Source organism: Burkholderia sp. lig30 (genome assembly GCF_000687455.2).
Taxonomy (GTDB): Bacteria; Pseudomonadota; Gammaproteobacteria; order Burkholderiales; family Burkholderiaceae; genus Burkholderia.
This window is the reverse complement of the sequence record NZ_JGVW01000100.1, coordinates 1-24,831: the sequence shown is the minus strand read 5'-3', so window position 1 is coordinate 24,831 and position 24,831 is coordinate 1. Positions and strand designations below refer to the sequence as shown.

General features: G+C 65.8%; 24 protein-coding genes and 2 pseudogenes. 9 read left to right on the top strand and 17 right to left on the bottom strand.

The window, feature by feature from the left end; genetic code table 11:
- Positions 1-63: 63 nt before the first annotated feature.
- The 3 genes from LIG30_RS20865 (at position 64) to LIG30_RS20855 (ending at position 2,624) form a co-directional block, all read left to right on the top strand.
- Positions 64-1,224, top strand: a complete 1,161-nt coding sequence (locus LIG30_RS20865) for a tetratricopeptide repeat protein (RefSeq protein WP_038715066.1) — start codon at positions 64-66, stop codon at positions 1,222-1,224.
- Between the two features lie 175 nt (positions 1,225-1,399).
- Positions 1,400-1,840 (top strand): large conductance mechanosensitive channel protein MscL, encoded by a 441-nt coding sequence (gene mscL / locus LIG30_RS20860; RefSeq protein ID WP_038715065.1) that lies wholly within the window; start codon positions 1,400-1,402, stop codon positions 1,838-1,840.
- Positions 1,841-2,177: 337 nt separating this feature from the next.
- A complete protein-coding gene (locus tag LIG30_RS20855; protein ID WP_038715064.1) occupies positions 2,178-2,624 on the top strand; it encodes a hypothetical protein in 447 nt (148 codons plus the stop codon).
- Positions 2,625-2,771: 147 nt separating this feature from the next.
- Here the strand turns inward: LIG30_RS20855 and LIG30_RS20850 are convergent, their stop codons facing one another.
- Positions 2,772-3,710: an NAD(P)-dependent oxidoreductase gene (locus LIG30_RS20850; protein WP_038715062.1), complete on the bottom strand. Its 939-nt coding sequence runs from the start codon at positions 3,708-3,710 to the stop codon at positions 2,772-2,774.
- Between the two features lie 121 nt (positions 3,711-3,831).
- Here LIG30_RS20850 and LIG30_RS20845 point away from each other — a divergent pair, with 121 nt between their 5' ends.
- The 4 genes from LIG30_RS20845 (at position 3,832) to LIG30_RS20830 (ending at position 6,837) form a co-directional block, all read left to right on the top strand.
- On the top strand, positions 3,832-4,041 hold the full coding sequence (locus tag LIG30_RS20845; protein ID WP_038715061.1) for a dodecin: 210 nt from the start codon (positions 3,832-3,834) through the stop codon (positions 4,039-4,041).
- Between the two features lie 204 nt (positions 4,042-4,245).
- Positions 4,246-5,175: a LysR substrate-binding domain-containing protein gene (locus tag LIG30_RS20840; RefSeq protein ID WP_038715060.1), complete on the top strand. Its 930-nt coding sequence runs from the start codon at positions 4,246-4,248 to the stop codon at positions 5,173-5,175.
- Between the two features lie 61 nt (positions 5,176-5,236).
- On the top strand, positions 5,237-5,590 hold the full coding sequence (gene uraH / locus LIG30_RS20835; protein WP_038715058.1) for a hydroxyisourate hydrolase: 354 nt from the start codon (positions 5,237-5,239) through the stop codon (positions 5,588-5,590).
- A gap of 53 nt (positions 5,591-5,643) precedes the next feature.
- Positions 5,644-6,837: a urate hydroxylase PuuD gene (locus LIG30_RS20830; protein ID WP_038715057.1), complete on the top strand. Its 1,194-nt coding sequence runs from the start codon at positions 5,644-5,646 to the stop codon at positions 6,835-6,837.
- Between the two features lie 141 nt (positions 6,838-6,978).
- On the opposite strand, the gene uraD is transcribed toward LIG30_RS20830, so the two are convergent.
- The 16 genes and pseudogenes from uraD to LIG30_RS20750 all read right to left on the bottom strand — a co-directional run.
- Positions 6,979-7,491 carry a 2-oxo-4-hydroxy-4-carboxy-5-ureidoimidazoline decarboxylase gene (gene uraD, locus LIG30_RS20825; RefSeq protein WP_038715070.1) on the bottom strand — a complete coding sequence of 171 codons (513 nt, stop codon included), beginning with the start codon at positions 7,489-7,491 and terminating at the stop codon, positions 6,979-6,981.
- A gap of 5 nt (positions 7,492-7,496) precedes the next feature.
- Positions 7,497-8,450, bottom strand: a complete 954-nt coding sequence (gene puuE, locus LIG30_RS20820) for an allantoinase PuuE (protein WP_038715054.1) — start codon at positions 8,448-8,450, stop codon at positions 7,497-7,499.
- 171 nt (positions 8,451-8,621) lie between these two features.
- Positions 8,622-9,560 (bottom strand): muramoyltetrapeptide carboxypeptidase, encoded by a 939-nt coding sequence (gene ldcA / locus LIG30_RS20815; RefSeq protein WP_038715052.1) that lies wholly within the window; start codon positions 9,558-9,560, stop codon positions 8,622-8,624.
- A gap of 55 nt (positions 9,561-9,615) precedes the next feature.
- Positions 9,616-10,179 carry a tRNA adenosine(34) deaminase TadA gene (tadA, locus tag LIG30_RS20810; RefSeq protein ID WP_038715050.1) on the bottom strand — a complete coding sequence of 188 codons (564 nt, stop codon included), beginning with the start codon at positions 10,177-10,179 and terminating at the stop codon, positions 9,616-9,618.
- A complete protein-coding gene (locus LIG30_RS20805; RefSeq protein WP_038715048.1) occupies positions 10,176-10,577 on the bottom strand; it encodes a DnaJ family domain-containing protein in 402 nt (133 codons plus the stop codon). The genes tadA and LIG30_RS20805 overlap by 4 nt, the downstream gene beginning before the upstream one ends.
- A gap of 334 nt (positions 10,578-10,911) precedes the next feature.
- The gene (locus LIG30_RS20800; RefSeq protein WP_038715046.1) at positions 10,912-11,205 is read right to left on the bottom strand and encodes a TM2 domain-containing protein; all 294 of its coding nucleotides are present in this window, start codon (positions 11,203-11,205) and stop codon (positions 10,912-10,914) included.
- 61 nt (positions 11,206-11,266) lie between these two features.
- Positions 11,267-12,022 carry a hypothetical protein gene (locus LIG30_RS20795; protein ID WP_038715045.1) on the bottom strand — a complete coding sequence of 252 codons (756 nt, stop codon included), beginning with the start codon at positions 12,020-12,022 and terminating at the stop codon, positions 11,267-11,269.
- A complete protein-coding gene (locus LIG30_RS20790; RefSeq protein WP_038715043.1) occupies positions 12,022-12,795 on the bottom strand; it encodes a TPR end-of-group domain-containing protein in 774 nt (257 codons plus the stop codon). Before LIG30_RS20790 ends, LIG30_RS20795 begins: the two co-directional genes overlap by 1 nt.
- A gap of 39 nt (positions 12,796-12,834) precedes the next feature.
- On the bottom strand, positions 12,835-15,843 hold the full coding sequence (locus tag LIG30_RS20785; protein ID WP_038715068.1) for a tubulin-like doman-containing protein: 3,009 nt from the start codon (positions 15,841-15,843) through the stop codon (positions 12,835-12,837).
- Between the two features lie 59 nt (positions 15,844-15,902).
- Positions 15,903-16,829 carry a DUF4384 domain-containing protein gene (locus tag LIG30_RS20780; protein WP_083494109.1) on the bottom strand — a complete coding sequence of 309 codons (927 nt, stop codon included), beginning with the start codon at positions 16,827-16,829 and terminating at the stop codon, positions 15,903-15,905.
- A 47-nt stretch (positions 16,830-16,876) separates the two neighbouring features.
- Positions 16,877-18,205 (bottom strand): caspase family protein, encoded by a 1,329-nt coding sequence (locus tag LIG30_RS20775; protein ID WP_160326715.1) that lies wholly within the window; start codon positions 18,203-18,205, stop codon positions 16,877-16,879.
- Positions 18,206-18,322: 117 nt separating this feature from the next.
- Entirely contained in the window at positions 18,323-19,066 is a 744-nt protein-coding gene (locus LIG30_RS20770) for a hypothetical protein (RefSeq protein WP_038715038.1), read from the bottom strand.
- 564 nt (positions 19,067-19,630) lie between these two features.
- Positions 19,631-20,518 carry a helix-turn-helix transcriptional regulator gene (locus tag LIG30_RS20765; protein WP_038715037.1) on the bottom strand — a complete coding sequence of 296 codons (888 nt, stop codon included), beginning with the start codon at positions 20,516-20,518 and terminating at the stop codon, positions 19,631-19,633.
- Positions 20,519-20,636: 118 nt separating this feature from the next.
- Entirely contained in the window at positions 20,637-21,752 is a 1,116-nt protein-coding gene (locus LIG30_RS20760) for an alkene reductase (protein ID WP_038715035.1), read from the bottom strand.
- A 121-nt stretch (positions 21,753-21,873) separates the two neighbouring features.
- Positions 21,874-22,029, bottom strand: a pseudogene (locus LIG30_RS20755) (aldo/keto reductase); the annotation flags it as partial.
- A gap of 137 nt (positions 22,030-22,166) precedes the next feature.
- Positions 22,167-22,350: pseudogene (locus LIG30_RS20750) on the bottom strand (MFS transporter); the annotation flags it as partial.
- A 115-nt stretch (positions 22,351-22,465) separates the two neighbouring features.
- Between LIG30_RS20750 and LIG30_RS20745 the strand changes: the two are divergent.
- Together LIG30_RS20745 and LIG30_RS20740 are read left to right on the top strand one after the other, a co-directional pair.
- The gene (locus LIG30_RS20745; protein ID WP_038715028.1) at positions 22,466-23,425 is read left to right on the top strand and encodes a LysR family transcriptional regulator; all 960 of its coding nucleotides are present in this window, start codon (positions 22,466-22,468) and stop codon (positions 23,423-23,425) included.
- A gap of 172 nt (positions 23,426-23,597) precedes the next feature.
- Positions 23,598-24,638: a hypothetical protein gene (locus LIG30_RS20740; RefSeq protein WP_038715026.1), complete on the top strand. Its 1,041-nt coding sequence runs from the start codon at positions 23,598-23,600 to the stop codon at positions 24,636-24,638.
- Positions 24,639-24,831: the final 193 nt, after the last annotated feature.

The following is a 24,831-nucleotide window of genomic DNA, read 5'->3' as shown; positions in this document are numbered from 1 at the left end:
GCCTGCGCGCGCAGGCAGCGCCACCCGATCGCAAGGAGACGGGCCCCCGCGCCCGGTTCGATCATGAAGAAACACCTCGCCGCAGTAGGCTTCTCGCTGCTGATGCTGTCGTCTGCCGCATTCGCGGTGCCGTCGCTCCAGCAGGTCGAGCAGTCTTTCGCGCAACGCGACTGGCAGCGCGCCGACGCGCAGCTGTCGCAAGTCATCGACGCCCACCCGAACAACGCGCACGCGCGCTACCTGTACGCACAGGTGCTGGACCGCGAAGGCCGCGCATCCGACGCGCTCGCGCAACTGCAGCGCGCGAAGACGCTCGACCCGCAGCTGCGCTTCACCGACGCGTCCCGCTTCGCGCAGACTGAAGCCCGCATCCGCGCGGACGCCGGCCGCATCGGCGACACCCCGGCGCGCACGCAATCCGGCGCCATCACGGCCCCGCCGGCCGCGGCCGCGCCCGCGGCGCAGCCGGTCAGGCACGGCCCGTCGACGGGCATGTGGATCGGCCTCGCGGTGCTCGTCGCGGCGATCGCGCTCGTGCTGCGCTGGACGCTGCGGCGCGCGCGCGCAACCGACGACCGCCGCGCCGACGACGAGCGCCGCACGCAGCTCAAGCGCGCGACCGAGGTGCTCAACGACATTCGCCCGCTGAAGCTCGATGCACGGCTGTCGACGGCGCCCGGCGCCGCCGCGCTCACCGGCGAGATCGAGGCAGTCGAAGCCGACGCGCGCGCGCTCGTCGAAGCGCTGTCGAACGGCGGCAACCCGGTGCCGCCGTATCGCGTCGACGAGCTGGAGCAGCGTTTCGCGAGCATCAAGGCACGCGTCGAAGGCCGTCCTGACCCGGCCGCGCCGCCTGCCGCTGCGCCCGCCGCCGCCAGCGGCTCGGTATACGCGCAGGAGGCCGAGCGCCTGACGGGCGCCCAGGGACAGCCCTATCCGCCGCAATATCCGCAGCAACAGCAGCCGCCCGTCGTGGTCCAGCAAGGCGGCGGCTTCGGTAGCGGCATGGGCGGCCTGCTGACCGGCGTGCTGCTCGGCGAGGCGATGTCGGGCGGCCGCGAGCGCGTGGTCGAACGCGACGTGATCGTCGACGACGAGCGCCGCCGGCGCGACCCGGGCATCGACCTCGGCAGCGGCGACGACAACGGCTGGAGCGACGGCGGCAGCAGCGGCGGCGGCGTCGATCTCGGCGGCAACGACAGCGGCGGCTGGAACGACACCTGATCCGCGCCCGGCACCTCAAAGCGCTCGTTTCGAAGCCCTGAACGACCCGGCATGCCGATTGTCAACCTTTTCAAGACGGGCTATCGGCATTAGGGTACGTTCGATATCATGCGGCCATCGGCGTGCCGGCGGCCCGGCACGCTTTCCCCTCGCTCGAACAAGGAGAAAGCCGCTCATGAGCATCATCAAGGAATTCAAGGAATTTGCCGTCAAGGGCAACGTGATGGATCTCGCCGTCGGCGTGATCATCGGCGGCGCCTTCTCGAAGATCGTCGATTCGATCGTGAAGGACCTGATCATGCCGGTCATCGGCGTCGTGACGGGCGGCCTGGATTTCTCGAACAAGTTCGTGCTGCTCGGCACCATTCCGGCGACGTTCAAGGGTAACCCCGATTCGTTCAAGGACCTGCAGGCGGCGGGCATCGCCGTGTTCGGCTACGGTTCGTTCATCACCGTGCTGATCAATTTCATCATCCTCGCGTTCATCATCTTCATGATGGTGAAGTTCATCAACAAGCTGCGCAAGCCTGCCGAAGCCGCCGAGGCCGCGCCGGCCGCGACGCCGGAAGACATCGTGCTGCTGCGCGAGATCCGCGATTCGCTGCAGCAACGCTGACGCCATCCCGCTCCGCATCCAGCCCGCCTCGCGCGGGCATTTTTTTGTTGCATCGCGCAGCGCGCCCGACAGATGTTTCGGCGGCCGGAATTTTTTGCGCCGGTGGACCGCCCGCGCCGCGCAAGCGGGTCTATTATGGAGACTAACCGACAGTACAGGCGCGAAGCGCTGGCTGTGTCGATCGTGTGGCGCGCGGCTCGACGGAATGCATCGGTCGTCGAATCGCGGAGGCGAAACATTTTCGTGTGCTATAAGTGATCGACATGCGGCGTGCATAGCCGGGAGTGGTCGCATGAGGATGCCGCATTTCTTGCAATTGTTTTTGAGGCGAGTGTTTATGTCCTTCCCGAAAAAACGTCGACGCGCACCACAGGATGGCCAGGAGTCGTTTCTTGCGGTGTTGCGCCACTCGAAACCGTTCGCGCAGCTCGACACCAAGATCGCACGCGCCCGCGCGCAGGACGAACCGGTGTTGTACGCGCACGTGCTCCCCGGCCTGGACGTCCTCCTGTGCAGCGTGCGCGGCGCGCAGCCGCCCTACCCGGCGATCGCCGAGTTGCGAAAACGCTGCATGGAATCGATCGCGAACGCGCTCGAGCAGCCGCTCGACGGCCTCGAGAACGGCGGCTATTGGTACGAGTCGAATGGCTTCGGCTTTCTGGTGTTCGCGAGCCGCGCACGCGCACGCATCCTGCCCGAATTTGGTGCGGGCGCGAAAGCGAGCCTGCGCGGCGGCTCCGGCAGGCAGAACGCCGGCGACACGACACCGCGCTCGCTCGGCTGATACGACGACACTGGATGGGCCGCTGGCAAGCGGCCCATCTGCCATTTGCGCATTGCATGCACGGACAGGCGCTCGTGCACAACGCTTGCGTGCACGGCGCGCCCGCGAAGTGGCATTCGCGCAAGCCGCGCCCCTGCCGTTGCGCGATCAATCCGCCTGAGCGCGTCCGTTCCCCGGCCTGACGATATCGATGAATGCGGCGAAATCCGCGTTCGCGAGGCCCATCGCCGCACCGAGCCGCAACACTTGCTGCACCGTGGCCGACACCGGCATCACCGCGCCCGTCTCGCGCGCCGCGTCCGCAATCGCATCGACGTCCTTCTGAAACGTGCCAAGCGCGCCGATCGGCGGATGGCCGCCCCGCGGATGGCCGCCCCGCGGATGGCCGCCCCGCGGATGGCCGCCCGACGTCATGCGCGGCACGAACGTCTGCAGCAGCACCGAATCCGCCCAGCCGCCCGCTAGCGCCTGCGCGAGACGCGCGGCGTCGATGCCGCTCGCCTGCGCGAGCCCGACCGCCTCGGCAATCGCCGTGACGGTTGCGGTGACGATCGCCTGGTTGCAGAGCTTCGCTGTCTGGCCCGCACCCGCGTCGCCCATGTGCGTGATGCGCGACGCGTATGCGTCGATCAGCGGCCGCACCGCATCGAGGTCTGCGACGCGCCCGCCCGCCATCACCGCGAGCGTGCCGGCCTGCGCGCCCGGCACGCCGCCCGACACCGGCGCGTCGACCCAGCCGACGCCCGCTTCGGCCGCCCGCTGCGCGTACGCGCGGGTCACGCCGGGCGGAATGCTCGAATGGTCGACGATGCGGCGCACGCGGCGCGCGCCGGCGTCACCGCCCAACAGGCCGTCGGGGCCGAACACGACGTCGCCGACCGCGCGCGCGTCGAGCACGCACAGCATCACCGTCTCGACCTGCGCCGCCAGCGCGCGCGGCGTTTCCACGACGCTCGCGCCCTCCGCCGCGAGCGCCTCCGCCTTCGCGCGCGTCCGGTTCCACACGCTGACCCGATGGCCGGCCGCCAGCAAGTGCCGAATCATCGGCGCGCCCATCAGTCCCGGTCCGCAAAATCCGACTTCCACGTTGTGCCTCGTCTCCGATATGGGTTGAACTTGCCGCCCATCATACCTATCACTCAAGAAGCCGGGCGCATTCCGCACCCGTTCGTCCGCGTAGCGGCACGCGCCGACACTGGGAGGCATCATGAACGACCACGTCTACAAGCTGATCGAACTGACGGGTTCGTCGCGGCAATCGAGCGACGACGCGATCCGTAACGCGATCGCGAAAGCCGGGGTCACGCTGCACAACCTGCACTGGTTCCAGGTCACCGAGACGCGCGGCCACATCGAGGGCGCCCAGGTCATTCACTGGCAGGTGACGCTGAAGGTCGGCCTGCGCCTCGACGACTGACGCGCGCACTGCCCGGACCCGATCGCGACTCGCCGCGGAGGCGCGCAATGCGCATCCGCGCGCGCTCGTGCGTGCCGTTTCCGCCGCCGATGCGGCGGCGGCCCGCGCGCGGGCGTCCATCCCTTGACGCTCGTTTCTGTCCATAATAAAAAACGTATATCCCGTGCGCCGCTCGATCGGCCCGGCGATATAGACGGAGAAGCCATGAGTCAGCAACGCGAGGCGATCGACACGTACCTGCTGCGTGTCCTGCACACCCTGCTGATGGAGCGCAGCGTCACCCGCGCAGCGGTGAAGCTGAACCAGTCCCAGCCGGCGATCAGCGCCGCGCTGCGCCGCCTGCGCGACATCACGGGCGACCCGCTGCTGGTGCGCGGCAAGTCCGGCATGGTGCCGACCGAATACGGGCTGCGCCTGCTCGAACCGGTGCAGAACGCGCTGCGCGAGATCGAGCGCATCCGGTTCCAGCAACACGACTTCGATCCGGCGACGTCGATCCGCTGCTACCGGATCGGCTGCCCCGACTACCTGAACGTGCTGTTCGTGCCGACCGTCATCGAGCGCTTCCGCCGGGCCGCGCCGAACGCGACGCTCGAATTCCACTCGCTCGGCCCCGCGTTCGACTACGAACTCGCGCTCGAGGACGGCAAGCTCGACATCGTCGTCGGCAACTGGCCGGAACCGCCCGAGCAGTTGCACCTGTCGAACCTGTTCGTCGACGAGATCGTCTGCCTGATGAGCAACACCCATCCGTTCGCCAGGCGCGGCGGCCTCACGCTCGACCAGTACCTGAACGCACCGCACCTCGCGCCGACGCCCTACTCGGTCGGCCAGCGCGGCGCGATCGACGTGCACCTCGCGCGCGAGCGGCTCAAGCGCCGCGTCGTCGTCACGCTGCCGTATTTCAATCTGGCGCCGTACGTGCTCGTGAAGTCCGACCTGATCTTCACGACGACGCGGCTGTTCGCCGATCACTACGCGAAATTCCTGCCGCTGTCGGTGATGCCGGCGCCGCTCGATTTCCCGCCGATGCAGTACTACCAGCTGTGGCACGAGCGTTGCCACTATTCCGACGAAGTACGCTGGCTGCGCGGTCTCGTCGCCGACGCGACCCGCGCGCTGATCGAGCAATAGGACACGCACCGCGCGCATCGCGCCGCCGCAGGACTTCGCACTCACACAAGGACAACCGGGAATGGGAAAGCTCACGACCCACGTACTCGATACCGCGCACGGCTGCCCCGGCGCCGCGCTCAGGGTGGATCTCTACGCGCTCGACGGCGACACGCGCCGCCCGCTGAAGACCGTGCTGACCAATCGCGACGGACGCTGCGATGCGCCGCTGCTCGAAGGCCCCGCATTCGCCGCCGGCGAATACGAGCTCGTGTTCCATGCAGGCGACTACTTCGCCGCGCGCGGTGTACCGATGCCGACGCCCCGTTTCCTGGACCGCGTCGTGCTGCGCTTCGGCATCGCCGATGCGGGCGCGCACTATCACGTGCCGCTGCTCGTGTCGCCGTGGTCGTACAGCACCTATCGCGGCAGCTGACATCGCATCGTCCGCCCGTCTCACGACAACGATCCCGCGCCCGGAGGCGTTTCATGGAAGGCTTCATCACCGACTGGCTGAATCTCGCGCTGCGCTGGCTGCACGTCGTCGTCGCGATCGCGTGGATCGGCGAGTCGTTCTATTTCGTCGCGCTCGACAACAGCCTGAAGCCGCCGAAGGACGCGAACCTGCGCCAGCGCGGCGTGTTCGGCGAGCTGTGGCACGTCCACGGCGGCGGCTTCTACAACATGCAGAAGTACATGGTCGCGCCGCCCGAGATGCCGGAAGGCCTGCACTGGTCGAAGTGGCCGTCATATACGACCTGGATGTCGGGCTTCTCGCTGTTCTTCGTGATGTACCTGCTGGCGCCGAACACGTACCTGATCGACCGAAACGTGCTCGACATGGGGCCGGCGATTGCGATCGCGGCCGCGCTCGGCTTCCTGGCGGCAGGCTGGATCGTCTACGACGCGCTGTGCCGCGTCTTCGGAACCAACGACCGGCTGCTCGGCGTGTGCGTCGGCCTCTACGTCGCCGCGGCCGCGTACCTCGCGTGCCACGTCTTCTCGGGCCGTGCCGCGTACCTGATCGTCGGCGCGATGCTGGCGACGATCATGACGGCGAACGTGTTCTTCGTGATCATCCCCGGCCAGCGCAAGATGGTCGACAAGATGCTCAAGGGCGAGACGCCGGACCCGATCTACGGCAAGCGCGGCAAGCAGCGCTCGGTGCACAACACGTATTTCACGCTGCCTGTCGTGTTCGCGATGCTGTCGAACCACTATGCGATGACGTATGCGGGCAAGTACAACTGGGGCGTGCTGATCCTCATCATGCTGGCCGGCGCGCTGATCCGCCAGTTCTTCGTGATGCGCCATCGCGGCCGACATCTGTGGTACCTGCCGCTCGGCGGCGTCTTGCTGATGCTGGCCGCGCTCGCGTGGACGATGCCGAAACCCGTCGCGCCGCTGGCACAGGCCGCGAACGCGCCGAAGCTCGCGATCCGCGACGTCATGCCGATCCTGCAGCAGCGCTGCGTCGCGTGCCACTCGGCGAAGCCGACCCTGATGGGTAGCGCCCCCGCCGGCGTGATGTTCGATACGGATGACGAAATATCGAAAAATGCGCAGCGGATCTACGTGCAGGCGGCGCAGCTGAAGACGATGCCAATCGGAAATATCACGCACATCACCGATGACGAGCGCACGAAGCTCGCCGCATGGTTCGAAGGCGGCGCAGCGAGGTAGGCCGGGAGCGCGCACTCCCGGCGGCAGGCGTCGATCGCATTTCAGGTGTGCATGGATCGAGCAGCGGGCAAGCCGTGACGTCGTTGTTGCCCGGCATGCGGCTCCGCCGCAGCGACGCGGGCGGCCGCGGCCGAAGCGGCGTCACGCACCGATCAGGTCGTCGAGCCGGAAGCGTGCGATGCGATAGATTTGCGCGAGGCTCTCGCTAAATTCTTCGTCATACGAACGATCGACGCGCGATTCGAAGTTTGCGATGATGCCGTGGCGGTCGTAACCACGCACCGCGAGGATGAACGGGAAGCCGAATTTGTCGCGATAGGCGCGGTTCAGCGCATGGAGTTTGTCGAACTCGGCCCGCGTGCATTGGTCGAGGCCCGCGCCGCCCTGCTCGCGCGTCGACTCGGCCGTCAGCTCGCCGCGCACCGCGGCCCGGCCGGCCAGTTCCGGGTGCGCGTTGACGAGCGCGAGCTGACGCGCGTCGCCCGCCGCCTCGACCGCCTCGCACATCGCCGCGTGCAGCGCATCGACGCTCGCGAACGGGCGCCGGGCCGCAGCAGCCTGCGCGACCCACGGCGAATGCTCGAAGACGCCCGCCAACGCGGCGGCGAACGCATCGGGTGTCATTGCGTTCAGCTGATTCAGCGTGCAGCGCATCGGGTTCACGCCTCCTCTTCGTTTCGCTCGCCCGGCCGATACGGATGACGCGCACGCCAGTGACGCGCGATGTCGACGCGCCGGGTCACCCACACGCGGTCGTGCCGCTCGAGATGGTCGAGAAATCGCTGCAGCGCGCGAAACCGCCCCGGCCGGCCGAGCAGGCGGCAGTGCATGCCGATCGACAGCATCTTCGGCGTCTCGCTGCCCTCTTCGTACAGCACGTCGAACGCGTCGCGCAGATAGTGGAAGAAGTGATCGGCGGTATTGAAGCCTTGCGGGGTCGCGAAACGCATGTCGTTGGTGTCGAGCGTGTACGGGACGATCAGTTGCGGCACCGTGCCGCCGCCGGATACCGGCACGTCCATCCAGAACGGCAGGTCGTCGCCATAGTAGTCCGAGTCGTACAGGAAGCCGCCGTACTCGGCGACGAGCCGGCGCGTGTTCGGGCTGTCGCGCCCCGTGTACCAGCCGAGCGGCCGCACGCCGGTGACGCGCTCGATCGCTTCCATGCCGAGCCGCATGTGCTCGGCTTCGAGCTCGGGCGTCATGCCCTGGTAGTGAATCCAGCGCCAGCCGTGGCAGGCGATCTCGTGCCCCAGTTCGACGAACGCGCGCGCCACCTCGGGATGCCGCTCGATCGCCATGCCGACGCCGAACACCGTCAGCGGCAGGCCGCGCTTCTCGAATTCGCGCAGGATGCGCCAGACGCCGGCACGCGAGCCGTATTCGTAGATCGACTCCATGCTCATGTGACGATCGGGATAGGCGGCGGCGCCGACGATTTCCGACAGAAACTGCTCGGAGCCCGGATCGCCGTGCAGCACGCAATTCTCGCCGCCCTCTTCGTAGTTCAGCACGAACTGCACCGCGACGCGGGCCTGCCCGGGCCAGTCCGCCTGCACCGGATGGCGGCCGTAGCCGATCAGATCGCGTGGATAGTGAGGATCGAATGACATGGTTCGACGCGCCGCGAAAACCTGCCGGGAAAGGGAACCCGCATCGCCCGCGAAGCGCGGGAAAGCCGCGCTGCGCAGGTCGATGCGACGACAGCCCAGTGTAGCGAAAACGCCGTCAGGTGCCCATATGGCGGCGCCCCGCCGTTTCCGTCGTGACCGATGTCGCCTGCGTCAGCCGAGATGCGGGTAATCGGAGACGGTCAGCCGGAAGCCGTGCGCATTCGCGACGAGTTGCGCGTGCGCGCCGACCGGCAACGTCACCATGTCGGGCACATGGCCGAACTGCAGTCCCGTCACGACCGGGATGCCCACCACCGCGCGCACCTGCTCGATCATCGCCTGCATGTCATAGCCGTTGTCGTACTCGAACGGGCGCACACCGGTGAACTGCCCGAGCACGAGCGCCTGCTGGCGCGCCAGCAGCCCCGACAGGTGGAGCTGGTAGATCATCCGCTCGATCCGGAACGGCTGCTCGTTGACGTCCTCGATGAACAGGATGCCGCCTTCGATGTCCGGCATGTACGGCGTGCCGACGAGCGACGCGAGGATCGCGAGGTTGCCGCCCCAGAGCGTGCCGGACACCTCGACGTTCTGCACCTGCGGCACGTCCGCGACGATCGTCGCGCTCGGCTGCGTCACCGTGCGCCAGAAGTGGTCCATCGTGAATTCGCTCGGCGTCTGCGCGCCGAAATCCGCCGACAGCATCGGGCCGCCGAACGTCTTGACCCGCGCCTTCGCGTAGAGCGCGAGCTGGATCGCGGTGAAGTCGCTATGCCCGACGAGCACGATCGGCTGGTCGCGCAAGCGGCGCTCCAGCCCGCGATAGTCGAGCCCGTGCAGGATGCGCGCCGCGCCGTAACCGCCGCGCACCGCGAGCCCGATGTCGGGCAGCGGCCGCTCGGGATCGGCGAGCCGGTTCAGGTCCCCGGCCCGTTCGCCGTCGGTGCCGCCGAAGCGCTGGTAGCGGCGCTGCGTCGCCTCGACGTTCTCGATGCGGTGCTGCGCGTTGCCCAGGCGCTCGAGCGCACGGTCGATCGCGTCGGGATCATGCGGATAGCCGGATGGTGCCAGCAGGCGGATCGTGCGGGGCGCGGTGGACGAAAAGGTCATGGGCGGGACGTGTCGTTGGATGAGACCAGCTTGGAGGCGCGCCAGCGCGCCGGGTTCACGACGCGCCGGACGCCGCGTCGCGGGCGAGCCGGGCCTCGCGCAGCGCACGGCGGCGCTCGGCGAAGAACGACTTCAGCGCGGCGCCGCACTCGTCGGCGAGCACGCCGCCCGTCACGTCGGTATGGTGATTCAGTTGGGGATTCGCGAATGCGTCGATGACGCTGCCGCACGCGCCCGTCTTCGGATCGCGGGCGCCGAACACGACGCGCGCGATCCGCGCGTGCATGATCGCGCCGGCACACATCAGGCACGGCTCGAGCGTCACGTACAGTTCGCAGCCGGGCAGCCGGTAGTTTTGCAGGTGCTGGGCGGCGGCGCGCAGCGCCGCCATTTCGGCATGCGCGGACGGATCGTGTCCGCCGATCGGGTGGTTGAATCCGCGAGCGATCACTTCGTCGCCGCACACCAGCACCGCGCCGACCGGCACTTCGCCGGCCGCGCGCGCCTCGTCGGCGGCAGCCTGCGCGAGACGCATGAAATACGCGTCGCGCGCCGAGACCGGCGCAGCAGCGCCGGCGGTCGCGTCGACGTTCTCGTCCGGCAGCACGTCGGGCGTCACATCGGCCCCGCTTCGCCGGGACCGTCGTCGCGCTCGCGCTCGCACATGCGCTCCGCGATGCGCCGGCAATAGTCGCGCGGCATGACCATCGGCCCGCCCCGCAGCGACTCGAGCGCCATGTCGAGCGCCAGCATCTTCGCCTGCAGCCGGCAGCGCGCCGCGTGGTCGCTTACCGCACGCAACTCGTCCTGCAGGTTGCGCAGCGCGCGCAACTGCTCGACGGCAGGGGGCACGAAACCCGCGTTCTTCAGGATACGGTTGGCGACACGCACCTCCTCGGGTACGAGCAGGTCGTCGTCGAGCGCCTGCGGCGCGCCGGTACCCGGCAAATCGTCGAACTCGCCCCGCGCGGCAGCGGCGGAAATACGTTGTTCGACCAGGGCGTCAAGCAATCTCATCGGTCAAAAGAAACAATGCGGCAGCCGAATTCTAGCAGGGTGACGCGCGTGTGACAGTCCCTTCGAATGCGACGGCGATATTGCTTTGTGATTGCCGGTGGCGCCAACGTTTGCGGGGTAATTGCGCCCTTTTTATGGCGCGGCAAGGCGGTCAGCGGAGCATATTCGTGCCATATCGTGACATTTGCAGCGCATGTGTCGCCACGAGGCCGTGTGGCAAATCCTGCGCCGTTGCGGTGTCCGCTCGCGGACGCCGCGCTGCCCGGCCGCCATTGCGCAGCGGTCCCGCCGAACAGTGACGACGGCGCGTGCCGCAATGACGGCCCGCTGCCGGTCAGCCAAGCCGGTTCGCGAGCGCCATGTTGTACGAGCGGACGATGCCGGGCAGCAGGAAGGCGTCGATCAACACCCACAGGCCGGAGCAGCCGAGAATGAAGAACCCGACGCCGACAAAGGTCGTAGCGCCACCGATGAGCGTGAGCAGCAGCAGCGCGATCGCCGAGCCGGTCCTGCCGACATAGAATCGGTGTGCGCCGACGGAGCCGAGAAAGAACCAGAGCAGGTATGCGATGCCAAGGCCCTTTTTCTGTGCGTCGTACAGCATCATGTCGCGAGAGGTTGTATTCATGTTTGCTCCTGTATCGTTTCCTGCATGCGGCTACCGTGAGTCGCCAGCCGGACATGCCCGGTCAGCGGTAACGCGCGATCAGCGCCTGATAGCGCACGTCTGATTTAAGCGATGCGAATTCCGGTGCGGCGTCCAGCTGATCGAACTGCCGGAACCCCGCCTTGAAGGCGTCGTTGAGATGGCCGATGGTCGCATCGGCATCGCCCGCACGCGCCGCGATCGATGCCTGCTCGTAGTCCGCCGGCAACGGCGAAGACGCGTTGCCGGCACGGCGATTTCCCGCCGCCGCGGTCAACGCGCCCGCAACCGGACGCACTGTCGGCCCGCCGGACTGCGGCGGCGCTTTTTCGTCGCCGGACGTCGCGACCGGCACGGCAGGCCGATCCGCGCTGGCGGACACGCGCCGGACGCCGCCGTCGGCAGCCGTCCCTTGCGACGCCCCTGCCTGCCCGGACGCGGCGACGACGCCCTCCTGCGGCACGCGGCGGTAATAGACGCGGCCAATCAGCGGAACCTGGACATACATCCGGTCGGCCCCGTCGAAATGGAACGTCACGCCGATGCCATGCGCAAAATCGACCGTTGCTTCGTCTCCACCGGCTTCGATCTTGCTGATGGACAGACTGGCCCCGGAATCCGTGAGCGACATCGCATCCCGGCTGACGACGATGTCCGGGCCGATCGGCAATTTCGCGCTGTAGACCGACATGCGCTCGGCCTGCCAGTGCCCGAGAATCGACGGGCCCGGCTGCTTCGAGCAGCCGCCGGCAAGAACGAGCGCGACCAGGACGGCCGCCAGCTTCGATCGCGAGGCCATCAGGTGGCCGTACGATACTTCTTGACCAGTGCCTGGAAGCGCGGATCGTTGCGGATCGCGTCGAGGTCCGGGTCCTTCTGCATGTCGTCGAAGTACGCGAAACCGTTCAGGAAGCTGGCCTCGAACTGCTTGAGCGCATCGTCGACGCGCCCCTGCTTGAGGCGCAGCACGCCCATGTTGTAGTAAACGAGCGATTGCTTCGGATCGCGAGCTGCGGCGTCATTCAATGCCTTCTCCGCGTCGTCGAGCTTGCCTTGCGACATCTGCGCGATCGCGGCCTTCACCATTTCCTTCGCGGCGGCCTGGTTGCTCGCCAGCTCGGCACCCGACGCGTCGCCTTGCTTGAGCTTCGCGTCGCTGTCCTTGCGTTGCGCGCTGATGTCGGCGTCGGACGGCGCGATCCCGGTCTGCGCCGCCGGGCCGGATGCGTTGGCCGGCGCGGCATCCGCCACCGACGATGCCGATGCCGACGCCGACGCCGGCACGGTGACCGCTTCCGCGGACGCAGGCGTCGTCGCACCCGCCGATTCCACGCTCGCATGCGACTTCTTGTAGTAGAGGCCGCCGCCGACGCCGGCGATGACAACCACGGCGGCGGCCGCGGCCGCCACGATCAGCTTCTTGTCGGGGCCCTTCACGGTTGCCTGAGTCTGCCGCACGAGCATTTGCGTGCATTCCGGGCAGCGAAGGTCGTCGCCCGGCGAGCGCTCGAAGATTTCGCCCTTGTTGGCTTTTTCGCAATCGCCGACGGCGCCGCACTTGTAAGTAGCCATAGTCTCTTGTTTCTCCAGTCTTGATCTTTCGGTCGACCGTTACTCGGCCGCGGCAGGCAGGCCGATGATCTCGCGGATCGGCTGCTGCATCGCGCTCAGCGCCTGGTATTCCGGGTCCTGGTCGTCATCGCCCGACTCGGTGAAGCGCGCGGTCGCGAACTCGATATAGCGGCCGAACAACTGCTCCTTGTCGTCCTTGTGCTTGAGTTCCGCATCGACCCGACGGCCGACCTCGCGCTCGATCAGGCTCTGGATGTCTGCCGGGTGATCGCCGTCGATGACGGATTTCCAGGTGCTGCCCTGCAGCACCTTCGACGCCGGCAGCCCATTGGCCTTGTAGACGAGTGCCCATTCCTGTTCGCCCGTCACCTTGTTCTGCCGCTCCTTGAGCATCTCCATCAAGCGCGCGACCAACAGGTAAGGCTTGCGCCGGGCCTGTGCACCGACTTCAGCCGCGGAGCGCGCATAGAGCGGCGGAAGCTTCTTGCCGTCGCCCACGCCGTGCAGCAGATGCGACTCGTTGAAGTCCGCCAGCAGGCCGTCGTAGTGTCGCTTCATCATCGACAGCGGGTCGAGAAAACGCACCGGCATCAGCGACGCGATCTTCAGGATGACGATTTCGTTCGACAGCTTCCCGGGCGCAACCACCGTGTCGGACGCAGGATCCTTCTGCTGCTCGAACAGCTTCGTCAGGGTCGCGTGGAAATCCTTCTGGCTTTCGCAGTCCGGCAGGAACACCGCGACGGTATTCGTGATGCCGCGCGACCCGCCCGCGTTGTTGGCGACCGAACGGTCGACCTCGGTCTTGTTGTACTGGAGCATCGTGCCGGACTTCTCGTACAGCCCCGAAACGAATGCCTTGAGACCATTCGCGTTCGCGTCGTACTGCTTCTGCAGGCGTTCGACGATATTTACGTGGAGCACCGGCTGCAGGTTCTTCGAGATTTCCGCGTGCGCCAGTTCGACGATCGTTGCGGAGGCCTGCGAAATCGTCGAGATGACCGCGCCCAGCGAGATGCTGCGAACGAGCCTGTCGAACGAGTCGACTTCCGTGCCGGCGAGGTCCACCACCGCCTGGCGCACCTTCTGCGTGCGTGCGACCTGGCTCGGCTCGTCGACGACCACCGCCCGCATGATGGCGTTGATCGCGGTGCGGTCGAAGATCCGCTGCTGATAGATCGAATCCGCGCCGGCAAGACGGGCGGACTGCTCCTGGTGCACCTTCTCGGTCGCGGCGGCCAGCGTCTGGTGCAGGTCGTCGATATGACCGCGCAGCGACGTCAGCTCGTCCTTGACGAACGGGATCAGACTGCTCGCGAACTTGTACCCTTCCTGCAGCGTGCGCAGTGCATAGAGGTCCTGGTATCGCGACGCGATGTCCGAGAACAGCGCGCCGCGCTTGTCGGTCAGATGCTGACCGAAGAACCCGACCTTGTTGAACTGGCCCGACAGCTCCTCGATGTTCTGCTGCACCGCAGCCTGCACCGTGGGCGCCTTGGTCAGCTCGTCGGCGAACACCGCGAGACGCTCGTCGAGCAATGCGATGATCGCATCGGTGAACTGGCGCAGCTGCATCAGCGAATGCGTGCCGATCTTCCAGCGGCCGAACAGGTCACGCTCGATCTGGCGACCGATGTGGCGAGCCATTTCGAGGCGCGCATTCCCCTTGATCTCGTAGAATTTGCGGACGCCGCCAAGCTTGCGGTAGGTCTCGTCAAAGACCTTGGCGAGCCGCATGTTCAGCGCATCGGCCCACATCGTCTGTTCGAGCGTCGCGTCATTCCGGATCTCGGGCGCGAGCACGCCCACGACCTGCTTCCAGAATTCGCGGGCCGGCTTCCAGCCGGCGTTCTTCGCGTCGTCTTCGAGAATCCCGGTCTCGAGCATCAGGTGCGGGTCGCTGAGCAGCATGCCCTGCAGCGCATCCGGCTTGCGAGCCTCGCTGCCCCAGTCCTTCTGAACCGGCTCGTCCGCGTAGCCCTCGCCCTGACGGAAGTTATTGAACATCAGCTGGCGGGTCGCCTGCTCGGCGAAGCCGTACGCGAGGAATTCCTTGATCTCCTCCTCGGGCACGACGATGCGTTCGACGCCGAAGGACAGAAACAGCTTGGCCCGCGCCTTGCCGATATCGTCCTCGCTTTCGAAACTCTTGATGTCGTTCTCGCCTTTCTCCGCGCGACCGAGCCCTTCCCATTCCTTGTTCAGCGTCTTCTGATAGATGAACTCGGAGACGATGCGCGGCAGTTCCGCATCGACATCGAACTGGATGTTGTGCTCGTTGACGTTGCTGACGAGATAGCAGCCGTTGAAATAGACGTCGTGCTCCATCGGCGAGCCGTCGAGCACGTTGACCGGATGGTACTTGCCGACCGCCATCGCGTTGAGCTCGGCGAGCGCCGCGTAGCCGTTCGCGTAATAGTTCGAAAACCCGGCGACGTCGCGCACGCGGCGGGAATCCTTCTCGGGCAGCAGCGCATAGATCAGGATGCGGTAGCGATCCTGGTCCGGATACTTGTGGCGGATCTGCGCGACCGCGTCCACGACCGAGCCACTGCCGGTGCCGCCCGCCAGCCCGCACACGACGTGGATCGTCGCGCTGGCGCGTCCCGGGCCTTCCTGCAGGACGTGCATCCGGTCCTCGACGGCGCGGACGAACTGCGCCGCGTTCTGCGCGAACACGACCCGGCCAAGCTTGCGCCGCTGCGCGGCCCCGGCGATACCCGGCTGCACGAAATCGAAGATGGCGCGCGGCTCGATCCAGTCGCTCAGGCCCGGGAACGAATTCGGGTCTTCCAGCACCGGGCGCACGCTGCTCGCCGTGTTGATGATGTACTGGCTGCGTGCGAGGTCGATTTCCTTGCCCAGCACTTTCCATTCGTCATGCTTGTCGATTTCGTCCGTCGACGTATCCACATACAGGTATTCGAAGCGAGCCTGGGACGGGCTGCCGCCCTGTGCGTCGCGGTTGCGCTCGATCGTCTTGCGCAGATGACGAATGATCTTGCCGCCCGAGCCGCCGAGCCCGATGATCAGATGGTTGTGTTCCATGTGTTCCGTGTGTCGGTCATGTGCCGTGCCGCCGCCGTCGCGGGGCGGCACGTGCGAGGTTATTCGTGTGCCAGGTTGATCTTCAGGTACAGGGTCGGGTCTGCCCGGGTCGTATGTTTCACGACGTACGACGCCACCTGGCCGCCCGCCGCCGGCGACTGGTCATCGCTGAAGGCGATGCCCTTCGACACGAAGCCGCCGGTCTCCGCCTGCGCAACCTGGGGTGCGCAGCCGGCAGCCGGTTCCGGCGCGAACGCGATGCCCTTGGCGGTGTAGTCCGGCGCCGCCGCCGCGACCTGCATGGGTGCGGCTGCGTCCGGCGCGGATGCGGCAGCGGTCGTCTGCGCCGACGCCGGGCATGCGCCCGCATCCGCGGTCTTCTGCAGTGCCGGATTCGAGATCAGGTCGGGTGCGACGTCACGCAACCGCCGCACGACGTCGCCCTGCGGACGCTCGGGCGACAGGTACACCATCAGCTTCTCCATGCCCGGCTTGCTGTCGAACTGGAACGCGCCCTTGGCCGGCAGGAACACGACGCCCATCGCGTCGACGAAGTTGTCCTGGGACGGCTGCGGGTAGATCTGGGTGACGGTGCCGTCCGGCGCCTCGTTCAGGATGTAGACGTAGGAAGGACGGTTGACCTTCACCCCGAGCTGGAATTTCTCGCCGGTCTTGAAGACGCGGCGCGTGAGCACGTCGCGCGTCGTGCCGTCATCGTTTTTCAGGCGGATGAAGTAGCTGGCGCCGAGCTGCGCCGGTTTCCGCTTCTTTTGCGACACCTTCATCACGGTTGCCGCCTGCCCCGACGCTGCCCGCGCGTTGTGCGACGCGTCGGCCACCGCCTCGGTGCCTTTGGGCTGTCCGGACGACACCGCGACGACCGAATCATTCTCCGAGAAGAACAATGCCTTGGCGGTGTACCCTTCTTCCGCCACTGCCTGCGCGGCCAACGCTGCCAGTGAGAAAGCCACGAGCGAATATCGCATTCCTTTTTCTCCGTATTCAGGCGCTCGATGAAATAGCGCGATCGTTATCAGTTGATGACGCTCTGTTCGTCCGCGATCGTCGAAAACTGTCGGGGCACCTGATGCCGGGCCCCGCCAGACACTTCCTGCGCAGTGCGCGACGTAAAGGTCCTGGCATCGCGGAATGCCGTGCCGAGATTGCCGCCGTCCTTGTCCAGGTAGGCGAACAGCGACTGCGTGAAATATGAGCCGACGAGTTGCTTCGCGTCGTCGACGGGGCTCGGGAAGCGCCCCGTCTTCGGCCCCAGCGACAGTTCATCGGCACTCGTCGCCGTGATGATGGTGTAGCCGTTGCGGTTCCGGTCGATCGCCACCGGCGGCTTCTTCGCGCCAGCGGCGCCGTGCGTGGTCGCGCCGTCGCCGGCAAACTGGATTCCCTTCGACGTGAAGGCCGGGGTCGTCCACGACGCCATCGAAATGCCGGCCGATTCCTTCTTGCCGCCGTTCGTCCGCGAGATGTAGCTCGTGCTCTCGTCCTGAATGTCGTCGAGCATGTCGCCGCTGTAGCACGTGTCGATCAATACGCGCGTCGAATGACTCGGCCGGCGCGCGACATTCTGGACCAGCGTGTCCGGCACGGCATGGCGCTGGACATAGAGCATCAGGTCCGTGGGGTCCTTCATCGCCATCGTGTTGGTGTCGCCCGAATCGTAGGCAACGATCGACATCTTTCGCCGGTCCTGGCCTTCGGCCGTCGGAACCGGCGGCATCCCGTGGCTCGAGATGTAGATGAAGACGTCGTCGTTCGGACCGATGGTGCGGTCAAGCGCGGCGAGCGCCGACTCGATGTTCGCCTTGGTCGCCTGCTTGTCGAGCAGGGTCGTCACTGAATAGCCGGCCCGCTCGAGATACCCCTTCACGACGATCGCGTCGTCGCGGCCCGGGATGTCCGTCAGGTGATAGGGATCTCCGAAGTGATTCAGGCCGATGACGAGCGCGCGCCGGGTCGGCACGGTCGAGCGGGGCGCGCCGTTGCGCGCGTAGTCGTCGAGCGCCTTGCCGGCGGCCACCTCCCAGCGCTTTTGCCGGATGTCCTGCGGATAGAACGGAGACGTCGACTTGATCCCGACGATCGACTGCACGATCGTGAAGGCCTCGTCGACTTCATCTTCGTTCCGGTAGCTGCCGGTCAACTGAACACGCCCGGTGGTGTCGCGCATGATGCTGGCGCGTGCGAGGCCATGCTCGCGGAACTTGACCTTGATCCGCTGGAACAGCGACTCCGGCACGTTGTAGGAGTGGTAGGCGTTCTGGAAGCCGGGCAGGCTGCTGGCCGCGCACGCGGTGAGCAGCAGGGAGCCGACAACGATCGGCACACGGGTAAGGAAGGATCTCATCACGTCGAAAGGAAATGCATGCGCGAGCGGACACCGCCGACGCACATGCATCGGCGGTGTCCGACCCAGAGCCATGAAGCGCGGGCCGGAATGGCGCCACGAACGGCGGCCTGCCCCTTACTGGGTAACCGTGAATTTCTGCGAAGCCACCGATGCCGGCTTGCCGTCGGCGGCGACGCTGAATTCGACGCGGTACGCGTTACCCGCCTTCGCATCGTGCGGGATCGGGATACGGACGGTATCGCGCTGCTCGCCGGGCTCGAACGTGCGCTGTTCCGACGCATGACCGGGGAACTGGACGAGCGTTTCCTTGCCGTCGTCGCCGACGATATAGAGCTTGCGCTCGATCGTGACAGGCGCCTCGGCGCCATCCGGCGTCATGAGGATGAACGTGCTGTTCACGACGGCTTGACCTTCTGCCTTCACCGGCCCCGTCACATCGACCGTTCCGGCACGGGTGATGATGCCCTGGCTGGGCTTGTAGCGGATGCTCTTCTTGACCTTGTCATAGGACTTGGTCCGCTGGATCTCGGATTCAGGAATCCACGACGGATTCTTCTGGTAGCAGGTACCGATGGCCGTGTAATAGGCGGTTGCGAAACCGGCAGCGCCACCCACGGCGGCCCCGATCAGTGCCCCCTTGACCGCATCGTCCTTCTTGTTGGAAACAAGCATGGCTGCCAGGCCCGTCAATGCGCCGATGCCCGCGCCCTTCGCCGTGGTGACGATCTGCTCCTTGCGAACGCATGAATTCAGGTCATCATTGGCCGATTCCTGAGCCTTCGCCCCCGACGCGAGAAACAGCGTCCCCGTAGCGACAGTGGCGAGAACGGCCACTTGCCATTGCTTGTTCTTTTTCATGATTTTGCTCGTTATTCAAATATTCGGATTGGCCGGCATGACGCCATGCTCTGGACAAGCCAGGACGGATTACGCCACTCCCCCTGTCCGCCGGCGACAGCTCTCATCTGTCGCCCGCCTCCATCCTGATGACGACAGCATCCGGCAAAACTTTAGCGTCCAGCAATACCATTTGATACGAAAATTACGGCAATTTCATTTCATTGCCGACGTCGGTCACGAGACTCCGAAAATCTGCGATTCGGAAATAGTTATTCGCAAACGTTTTACCGCACATATAAATCACCCATAACCCGAACCATTCCACCACGGACAGGCCATGCGATGCCGTTTTCAGGGTTCTGCCGCGACAAGGAACAGCGCGCGGCGAATCGCGCCGGGAGGATCCCGGAGTTCCTCCCGCAGCAGGATATTGATCGTCGAGCCAACAGCGTCCATGGCCCGATAGAGTCATCCCCTTGACACGCGCCGACGGACTGACCATCGCTTGCCGGGTGGAGGCAATTCGAGATCACCATGGCGATCGATCTGCATATGCAGCACCTGTGTCTTCGGAGCTTCAGGCTATTCGCAGCGCTCGCGCCGCCAGGTAGCCGGCGGCATGCCAACCAAGCTGGTAAATACCCGCGTGAGATGAGACTGATCGGCAAAACCGAATTGCTGTGCGATATCGGCAATCGGCTCCGTGTGTGCACGAAGGCACTGCTTCACCCGCTCGATCCTGTATTCAAGAAGCCAGCGATGCGGGGTCGTGCCGACCGTCTGCCGGAACGCCTTGATGAAATAACTGCGCGACAGCCCGCACGCAGACGCAACATTCGAGATAGAAATTTCGGAATCCGCGTGCCGCACAAGAAGCGCCTTCGCGCGCTCGACCTGCCATCCGGCCAGCATCCTGTGCGCTGGCAAAGCGTGCGCGGCGGTACCATAACGCTGCACGACATGAAGCTGGATTGCGTAGGCAAGGTGTCCTGCAACCATCCGGCTGGCTGGCACGTCGCTGGCGGCCGCCGTCAGCAGCCCGCTCGACAGACATTGCAGGACTGCGTCAGCCTTGCCTCCGGGACAATCGAGATCGCGAACCTCGCGTCGCCCCGTCCTGCGCGCTGAATCGAGCAACGCGCGCTGCGGCAGGGAGGCGAACAGCAGATCGAACGGCTTCAACAACCGCGCTTGATAGCATTCGCCGCCACGCGTGATCCACACGCCCGCTCGCACCATCTGCCGCCCTGCCTCTTCAGACGGCTCGCGATACGCGTCGATCAGCGCCATCCCGATCAGGTACCGATCCGGCAACACCGTCAGCGCGACCACGCCAAAGTCCGGTGCGCCATAGCGCACTCGAGTCAAATCCGCGAAGCCATGCAATTCGGTTGACGCGTCGAGCGACTCGATCGACGCGCCGTCGAACGTAGCCCGGATGCTCGCGGGCATTGATTTCATCACGCTCATCAATTGCTCCGTGTCTGTCAGGATGACCGATACATGTTGCCCGGCGCGCGGCGCCGAAACCCATGCGGGAAGGGAGCGTGAGTCTCATGAGCAGCCGTGAAGCGTCCCGGCCGCCCGCTCAGGCCGCAGCCTGCGCGAACGTCGGGTAGTCGGTCAGGCCCCGCTCGCCGCCGCCGAACAGCGTGCTGCGGTCGTGCGGTGCGAGCGGCGCACCGATGCGCAGGCGCTCGGGCAGGTCGGGGTTCGCGACGAACGGGCGGCCGAACGCAACGAGGTCGGCCCAGCCTGCGGCGATCGCTTCGCGCGCGCGCTCGGCGGTGTACTTGCCCGCGTAGATCAGCACGCCGGGATACGCGGCGCGCAGCTTCCGCTTGAATTCGACCGGCATCAGCGGCGCGTCGTCCCAGTCGGCTTCCGCGATGTGCAGGTAGCCGACGCCGAGCTCGCCGAGCAGCTTCGCGGCGGCGAGGTACGTCGTTTCCGGATCGTCGTCGACACAGCCATTCAACGTGGTCAGCGGCGCAAGGCGGATGCCGACGCGCGACGCGTCGCCCGTGCCTTCGATCAGCGCCTGCGCGACTTCGCTCAGGAAGCGCAGCCGGTTCTCGAGCGAGCCGCCGTATGCATCGGTGCGCGTGTTGGCGTTCGAGTCGATGAACTGGTTCACGAGGTAGCCGTTCGCGCCGTGCAGCTCGACGCCGTCGAAGCCGGCGCCGATCGCGTTACGCGCGGCGGCGCGGTACTGGTCGACGATCTCGCGTATCTCGTCGATCGACAGCGCGCGCGGCTCGGATGCCTGCACGAAGCCCGGCGTGCTGCCGCCTTCACCGGCGACGAACACGTTCACGCCCTTCGCCTGGATCGGTGACGACGACACGGGCGGCCGGCCGTCGAGCAGGCTCGTGTGACTCAGCCGGCCGACGTGCCAGAGCTGCGCAAAGATGCGGCCGTGCGCGGCATGCACGGCATCCGTCACCTTGCGCCAGCCGGCGACCTGCGCAGGTGTGTGGATGCCCGGCGTCCATGCATAGCCCTTGCCGAGCGGCGCGATGTAGGTGCCTTCGCTGACGATCAGGCCGGCGCTCGCGCGCTGCGCGTAATACGCGGCCATCAGTTCGTTGGCTTCGTCGCCGGGCTGGCTGGCGCGCGAACGCGTCATCGGCGGCATCACGATGCGGTTCGGCAGCGTCAGCGCGCCAAATTGCAGCGGTTGAAAGAGCGGATCCTGGTTCATGAGGGGTGTCCTGTCGATGCCGCGGCCGACGGGCCGCGGACGGATCAAATGATGGGCGGCGCGTTCAGTCCCACTTCGGCGCGAGGCCGGCGGGGTCGACTTCGCGGCCGTTGCATTCGAGCGCGGCGATCGCTTCGCCGACTTCGGCCTCGTTGCCGTAGATCTGCGCGGTGTCGATCGCGCGGTAGCCGAGTTCCAGGCCGTTGCGGACCGAGTCGATGACGATTTGGCCTCGCAGGCGGGAAGTACCGAGGCCGAATGCGGGAATCTTGCCCATCGTGTGCTCCTGGAGGGGATGGAACGGTTTCGATCTGTCAGTCATTCTGGTGGTGGAGACTGATGAAATAAACGCCATTAGCGGTCAAAGATATTTGAATTGAAATCAAATACTGACGACTTCGGTGCCGTCCGAAAGACGCCGAGGTTGAATGCGGCGACGTTGAATCCCGATGCGACGTCTGCGGCGTCGGGTGCAGAACGGCGCGCCTGCTTGACGATGCGCACCTGCAGGCCCGGCACGTTGCCGAATGCGACGGCGCCCCACGCGAGCATCGTCCGCGAGCCACTTGGCGTGAGCCGTGAAGGTCAGCTCGAGCAGCGCGAGCGGCATGATGGGCGTGCCTGGGTCCGGTGAAGCCGGAACGCGGCGTGCCGGCTTTACTTTTGCGGGAAAACAGGTCTATAAACCAAATTGTTTTGATTTCAGATCAACAATGAAGATCACGCTCGACGAACTCCAGGCCTTCGCTGCCGTGGTCGACTCCGGTTCGATCACCGCCGCCGCGCAACAACTGGACCTCACCGTGTCGGCAACCAGCCGCACGCTCGCGCGGCTCGAAGAGAAGCTGAAGACCACGCTGCTGCGCCGGACGACGCGCCGACTTGAACTGACCGAAGAAGGACGCGCATTCCTGCAGAACGCGCGGACGATCATCGAATCGGTCGAGAACGCGGAGGAGCAGATGCTCGCGCGACGAGAAATGCCGTCGGGGCGGCTGCGCGTCGACGCGGCGACGCCGTTCATGCGGCACGTGATCGTGCCGCTCGTGCGCGGCTACCGCGAACGGTTCCCGAAGGTCGAGCTGGAGCTCGACAGCAACGAAGGGATCATCGACCTGCTGGAACGGCGCACCGACGTCGCGATCCGGATCGGCCGGCTCAAGGATTCGACGCTGCACAGCCGGCACATCGGCAACAGCCGGCTGCGCATCCTGGCGAGTCCCGCCTATCTTGACGCGCACGGCCAGCCGCGCAAGATCGAGGATCTAGACAAGCACACGCTGCTCGGCTTCACGCAGCCGGAATCGCTGAACGTGTGGCCAATCCTCGGCCCGGACGGCGAGGCATACCGCATCGAGCCGGGCATGTGGTCGTCTAGCGGCGAGACGCTTCGACAACTCGCGCTGGAGGGCGCGGGCATCGTGTGCCTGTCGGATTTCATGACCGCGCAGGATCGCGAGGCGGGCCGGCTCGTCCAGGTGTTCACGCGTCAGACGCTCGACGTCCAGCAGCCGATTCATGCGGTGTATTACCGGAACACGGCGATTTCGTCGCGGATCGCGTCGTTCGTCGATTATCTGGTTCATGCCATCGACAGCGATGCGTCAGCATGGGCGAACAAGTCCTTCGCGAATCGCCCCGCGCCCGGCCACGGTTTGAGACGAACAGAGTAGTACTTGTTTCAGAAACGTCGCGTGGCTTCGCCATGCGCTCGGCCTGTACGCGTCTTACATAAGGCAAACTTTCCGCCAAAATTCCGTCATACGAACAAGACACCGCCGGCCGCGCACATTAGATTGAGCGCTTCGCTCAGTCGCGAGCGTATTGGAAGCAGCCAATTCCACCATGGATTCACTCCAGAATGTGCTGCGGTACCTGAACCGATCGTTCGCCAGCCATGCGATCCGGATGTCTAACGAACGAATCGTGCGCGCACAGCCATACGGGACAATCGGCGAAGTGCCGGCGGGCACACCATTGAGCGAACGGGGCGTCCGAAGCGACGCGATGTACGTGCTCCTTGACGGAGCTCTACGCGAGGATGCCCCGTGTACCGGCGTTCTGACCGGCGCGCACGCATTCAGCGGCGAACTCGACCTGTTGGTCAATACCGGTTCAACGACGACGATCGTCGTCGCCCGCGCAAGCCGCTTGCTGCGGATCGGGCGCACGCTACTGAAGCGCATGATGCGCAACGATCCTGATATCTGCGGTTTTCTCGTTCGAACGTTCGCGCAGCGTCGCCTGCGTGCGTTCGCCAGCGCTGCCGGCCCGGTATTGAGCGGCCCGTCCGAGCGAGACGCGACAGGCGCTCTGCCCGGGCACCACGAATACGATCTCGCGATCGTCGGCACCGGATCTGCCGGCCTCGTCGCCGCCGCGCAAGCGATCGCGCACGGTCTCGACACGGTATGGGTCGATGGTCAACTTCCATTCGGCATTGACAGTGAATCGGCCCTGTTCATGCCGCAACTCACGCATCGGATCGGTCCGCACTTGACCGTGTGTGACGTCTACGTGCATCTCGATTGCGTCAGCTATCCTTTCGTCCTCAAATCGCGCGGCGGCGACTCGCTTCGCGCGCACTCGGTAATCGTCAATTCGACACTGCGTCCCGAATACAATCGCCACGCAGCGCAGATTCGAATGCGAGCGAATACGGAGTGGCTCGATGGTGCAATCGACGTCAATCCCGGGGGCTTCGTGCTGACTGGCCGATCGGCGCGCGGCTCGATGCGCGCTGCGCCGTTCGAAAGCTCACAGCCCGGCGTGTTCGCAATCGGTGACATACGGTGCGCGAACTTGCGCCCGCCCCTTGTCAGCGCCATCGAAGGCGCGGCAGCCGTTGATGCGGTGCTGAATTTTCTGCGCGCCGACGGACGATAGCGCCTTGACCTATACGCCTCCATTCCTGGCATTCAGTTATCCAGAATTCTCAAGCATCCAGTCTCTGCGAAACAGCAGTTCCTTCGACAGGAATCATCGCGTGTGCGCGAGCCGGCACCACGGCATCTACCACCCGTACTTGAGCTCGAGACCGACATAGTCGGCGTTGTGCCCACCCGCCTGCCGAATCGTA

What these genes read in the sequence shown, in the direction of transcription:
- LIG30_RS20865 (WP_038715066.1), top strand. Translation starts at nt 64, where the DNA reads ATGAAGAAACACCTCGCCGCAGTAGGCTTCTCGCTGCTGATGCTGTCG.
- mscL (WP_038715065.1), top strand. Translation starts at nt 1,400, where the DNA reads ATGAGCATCATCAAGGAATTCAAGGAATTTGCCGTCAAGGGCAACGTG.
- LIG30_RS20855 (WP_038715064.1), top strand. Translation starts at nt 2,178, where the DNA reads ATGTCCTTCCCGAAAAAACGTCGACGCGCACCACAGGATGGCCAGGAG.
- LIG30_RS20845 (WP_038715061.1), top strand. Translation starts at nt 3,832, where the DNA reads ATGAACGACCACGTCTACAAGCTGATCGAACTGACGGGTTCGTCGCGG.
- LIG30_RS20840 (WP_038715060.1), top strand. Translation starts at nt 4,246, where the DNA reads ATGAGTCAGCAACGCGAGGCGATCGACACGTACCTGCTGCGTGTCCTG.
- uraH (WP_038715058.1), top strand. Translation starts at nt 5,237, where the DNA reads ATGGGAAAGCTCACGACCCACGTACTCGATACCGCGCACGGCTGCCCC.
- LIG30_RS20830 (WP_038715057.1), top strand. Translation starts at nt 5,644, where the DNA reads ATGGAAGGCTTCATCACCGACTGGCTGAATCTCGCGCTGCGCTGGCTG.
- uraD (WP_038715070.1), bottom strand. Translation starts at nt 7,491, where the DNA reads ATGCGCTGCACGCTGAATCAGCTGAACGCAATGACACCCGATGCGTTC.
- puuE (WP_038715054.1), bottom strand. Translation starts at nt 8,450, where the DNA reads ATGTCATTCGATCCTCACTATCCACGCGATCTGATCGGCTACGGCCGC.
- ldcA (WP_038715052.1), bottom strand. Translation starts at nt 9,560, where the DNA reads ATGACCTTTTCGTCCACCGCGCCCCGCACGATCCGCCTGCTGGCACCA.
- LIG30_RS20805 (WP_038715048.1), bottom strand. Translation starts at nt 10,577, where the DNA reads ATGAGATTGCTTGACGCCCTGGTCGAACAACGTATTTCCGCCGCTGCC.
- LIG30_RS20800 (WP_038715046.1), bottom strand. Translation starts at nt 11,205, where the DNA reads ATGAATACAACCTCTCGCGACATGATGCTGTACGACGCACAGAAAAAG.
- LIG30_RS20795 (WP_038715045.1), bottom strand. Translation starts at nt 12,022, where the DNA reads ATGGCCTCGCGATCGAAGCTGGCGGCCGTCCTGGTCGCGCTCGTTCTT.
- LIG30_RS20790 (WP_038715043.1), bottom strand. Translation starts at nt 12,795, where the DNA reads ATGGCTACTTACAAGTGCGGCGCCGTCGGCGATTGCGAAAAAGCCAAC.
- LIG30_RS20785 (WP_038715068.1), bottom strand. Translation starts at nt 15,843, where the DNA reads ATGGAACACAACCATCTGATCATCGGGCTCGGCGGCTCGGGCGGCAAG.
- LIG30_RS20780 (WP_083494109.1), bottom strand. Translation starts at nt 16,829, where the DNA reads ATGCGATATTCGCTCGTGGCTTTCTCACTGGCAGCGTTGGCCGCGCAG.
- LIG30_RS20775 (WP_160326715.1), bottom strand. Translation starts at nt 18,205, where the DNA reads ATGAGATCCTTCCTTACCCGTGTGCCGATCGTTGTCGGCTCCCTGCTG.
- LIG30_RS20770 (WP_038715038.1), bottom strand. Translation starts at nt 19,066, where the DNA reads ATGAAAAAGAACAAGCAATGGCAAGTGGCCGTTCTCGCCACTGTCGCT.
- LIG30_RS20765 (WP_038715037.1), bottom strand. Translation starts at nt 20,518, where the DNA reads ATGAGCGTGATGAAATCAATGCCCGCGAGCATCCGGGCTACGTTCGAC.
- LIG30_RS20760 (WP_038715035.1), bottom strand. Translation starts at nt 21,752, where the DNA reads ATGAACCAGGATCCGCTCTTTCAACCGCTGCAATTTGGCGCGCTGACG.
- LIG30_RS20745 (WP_038715028.1), top strand. Translation starts at nt 22,466, where the DNA reads ATGAAGATCACGCTCGACGAACTCCAGGCCTTCGCTGCCGTGGTCGAC.
- LIG30_RS20740 (WP_038715026.1), top strand. Translation starts at nt 23,598, where the DNA reads ATGGATTCACTCCAGAATGTGCTGCGGTACCTGAACCGATCGTTCGCC.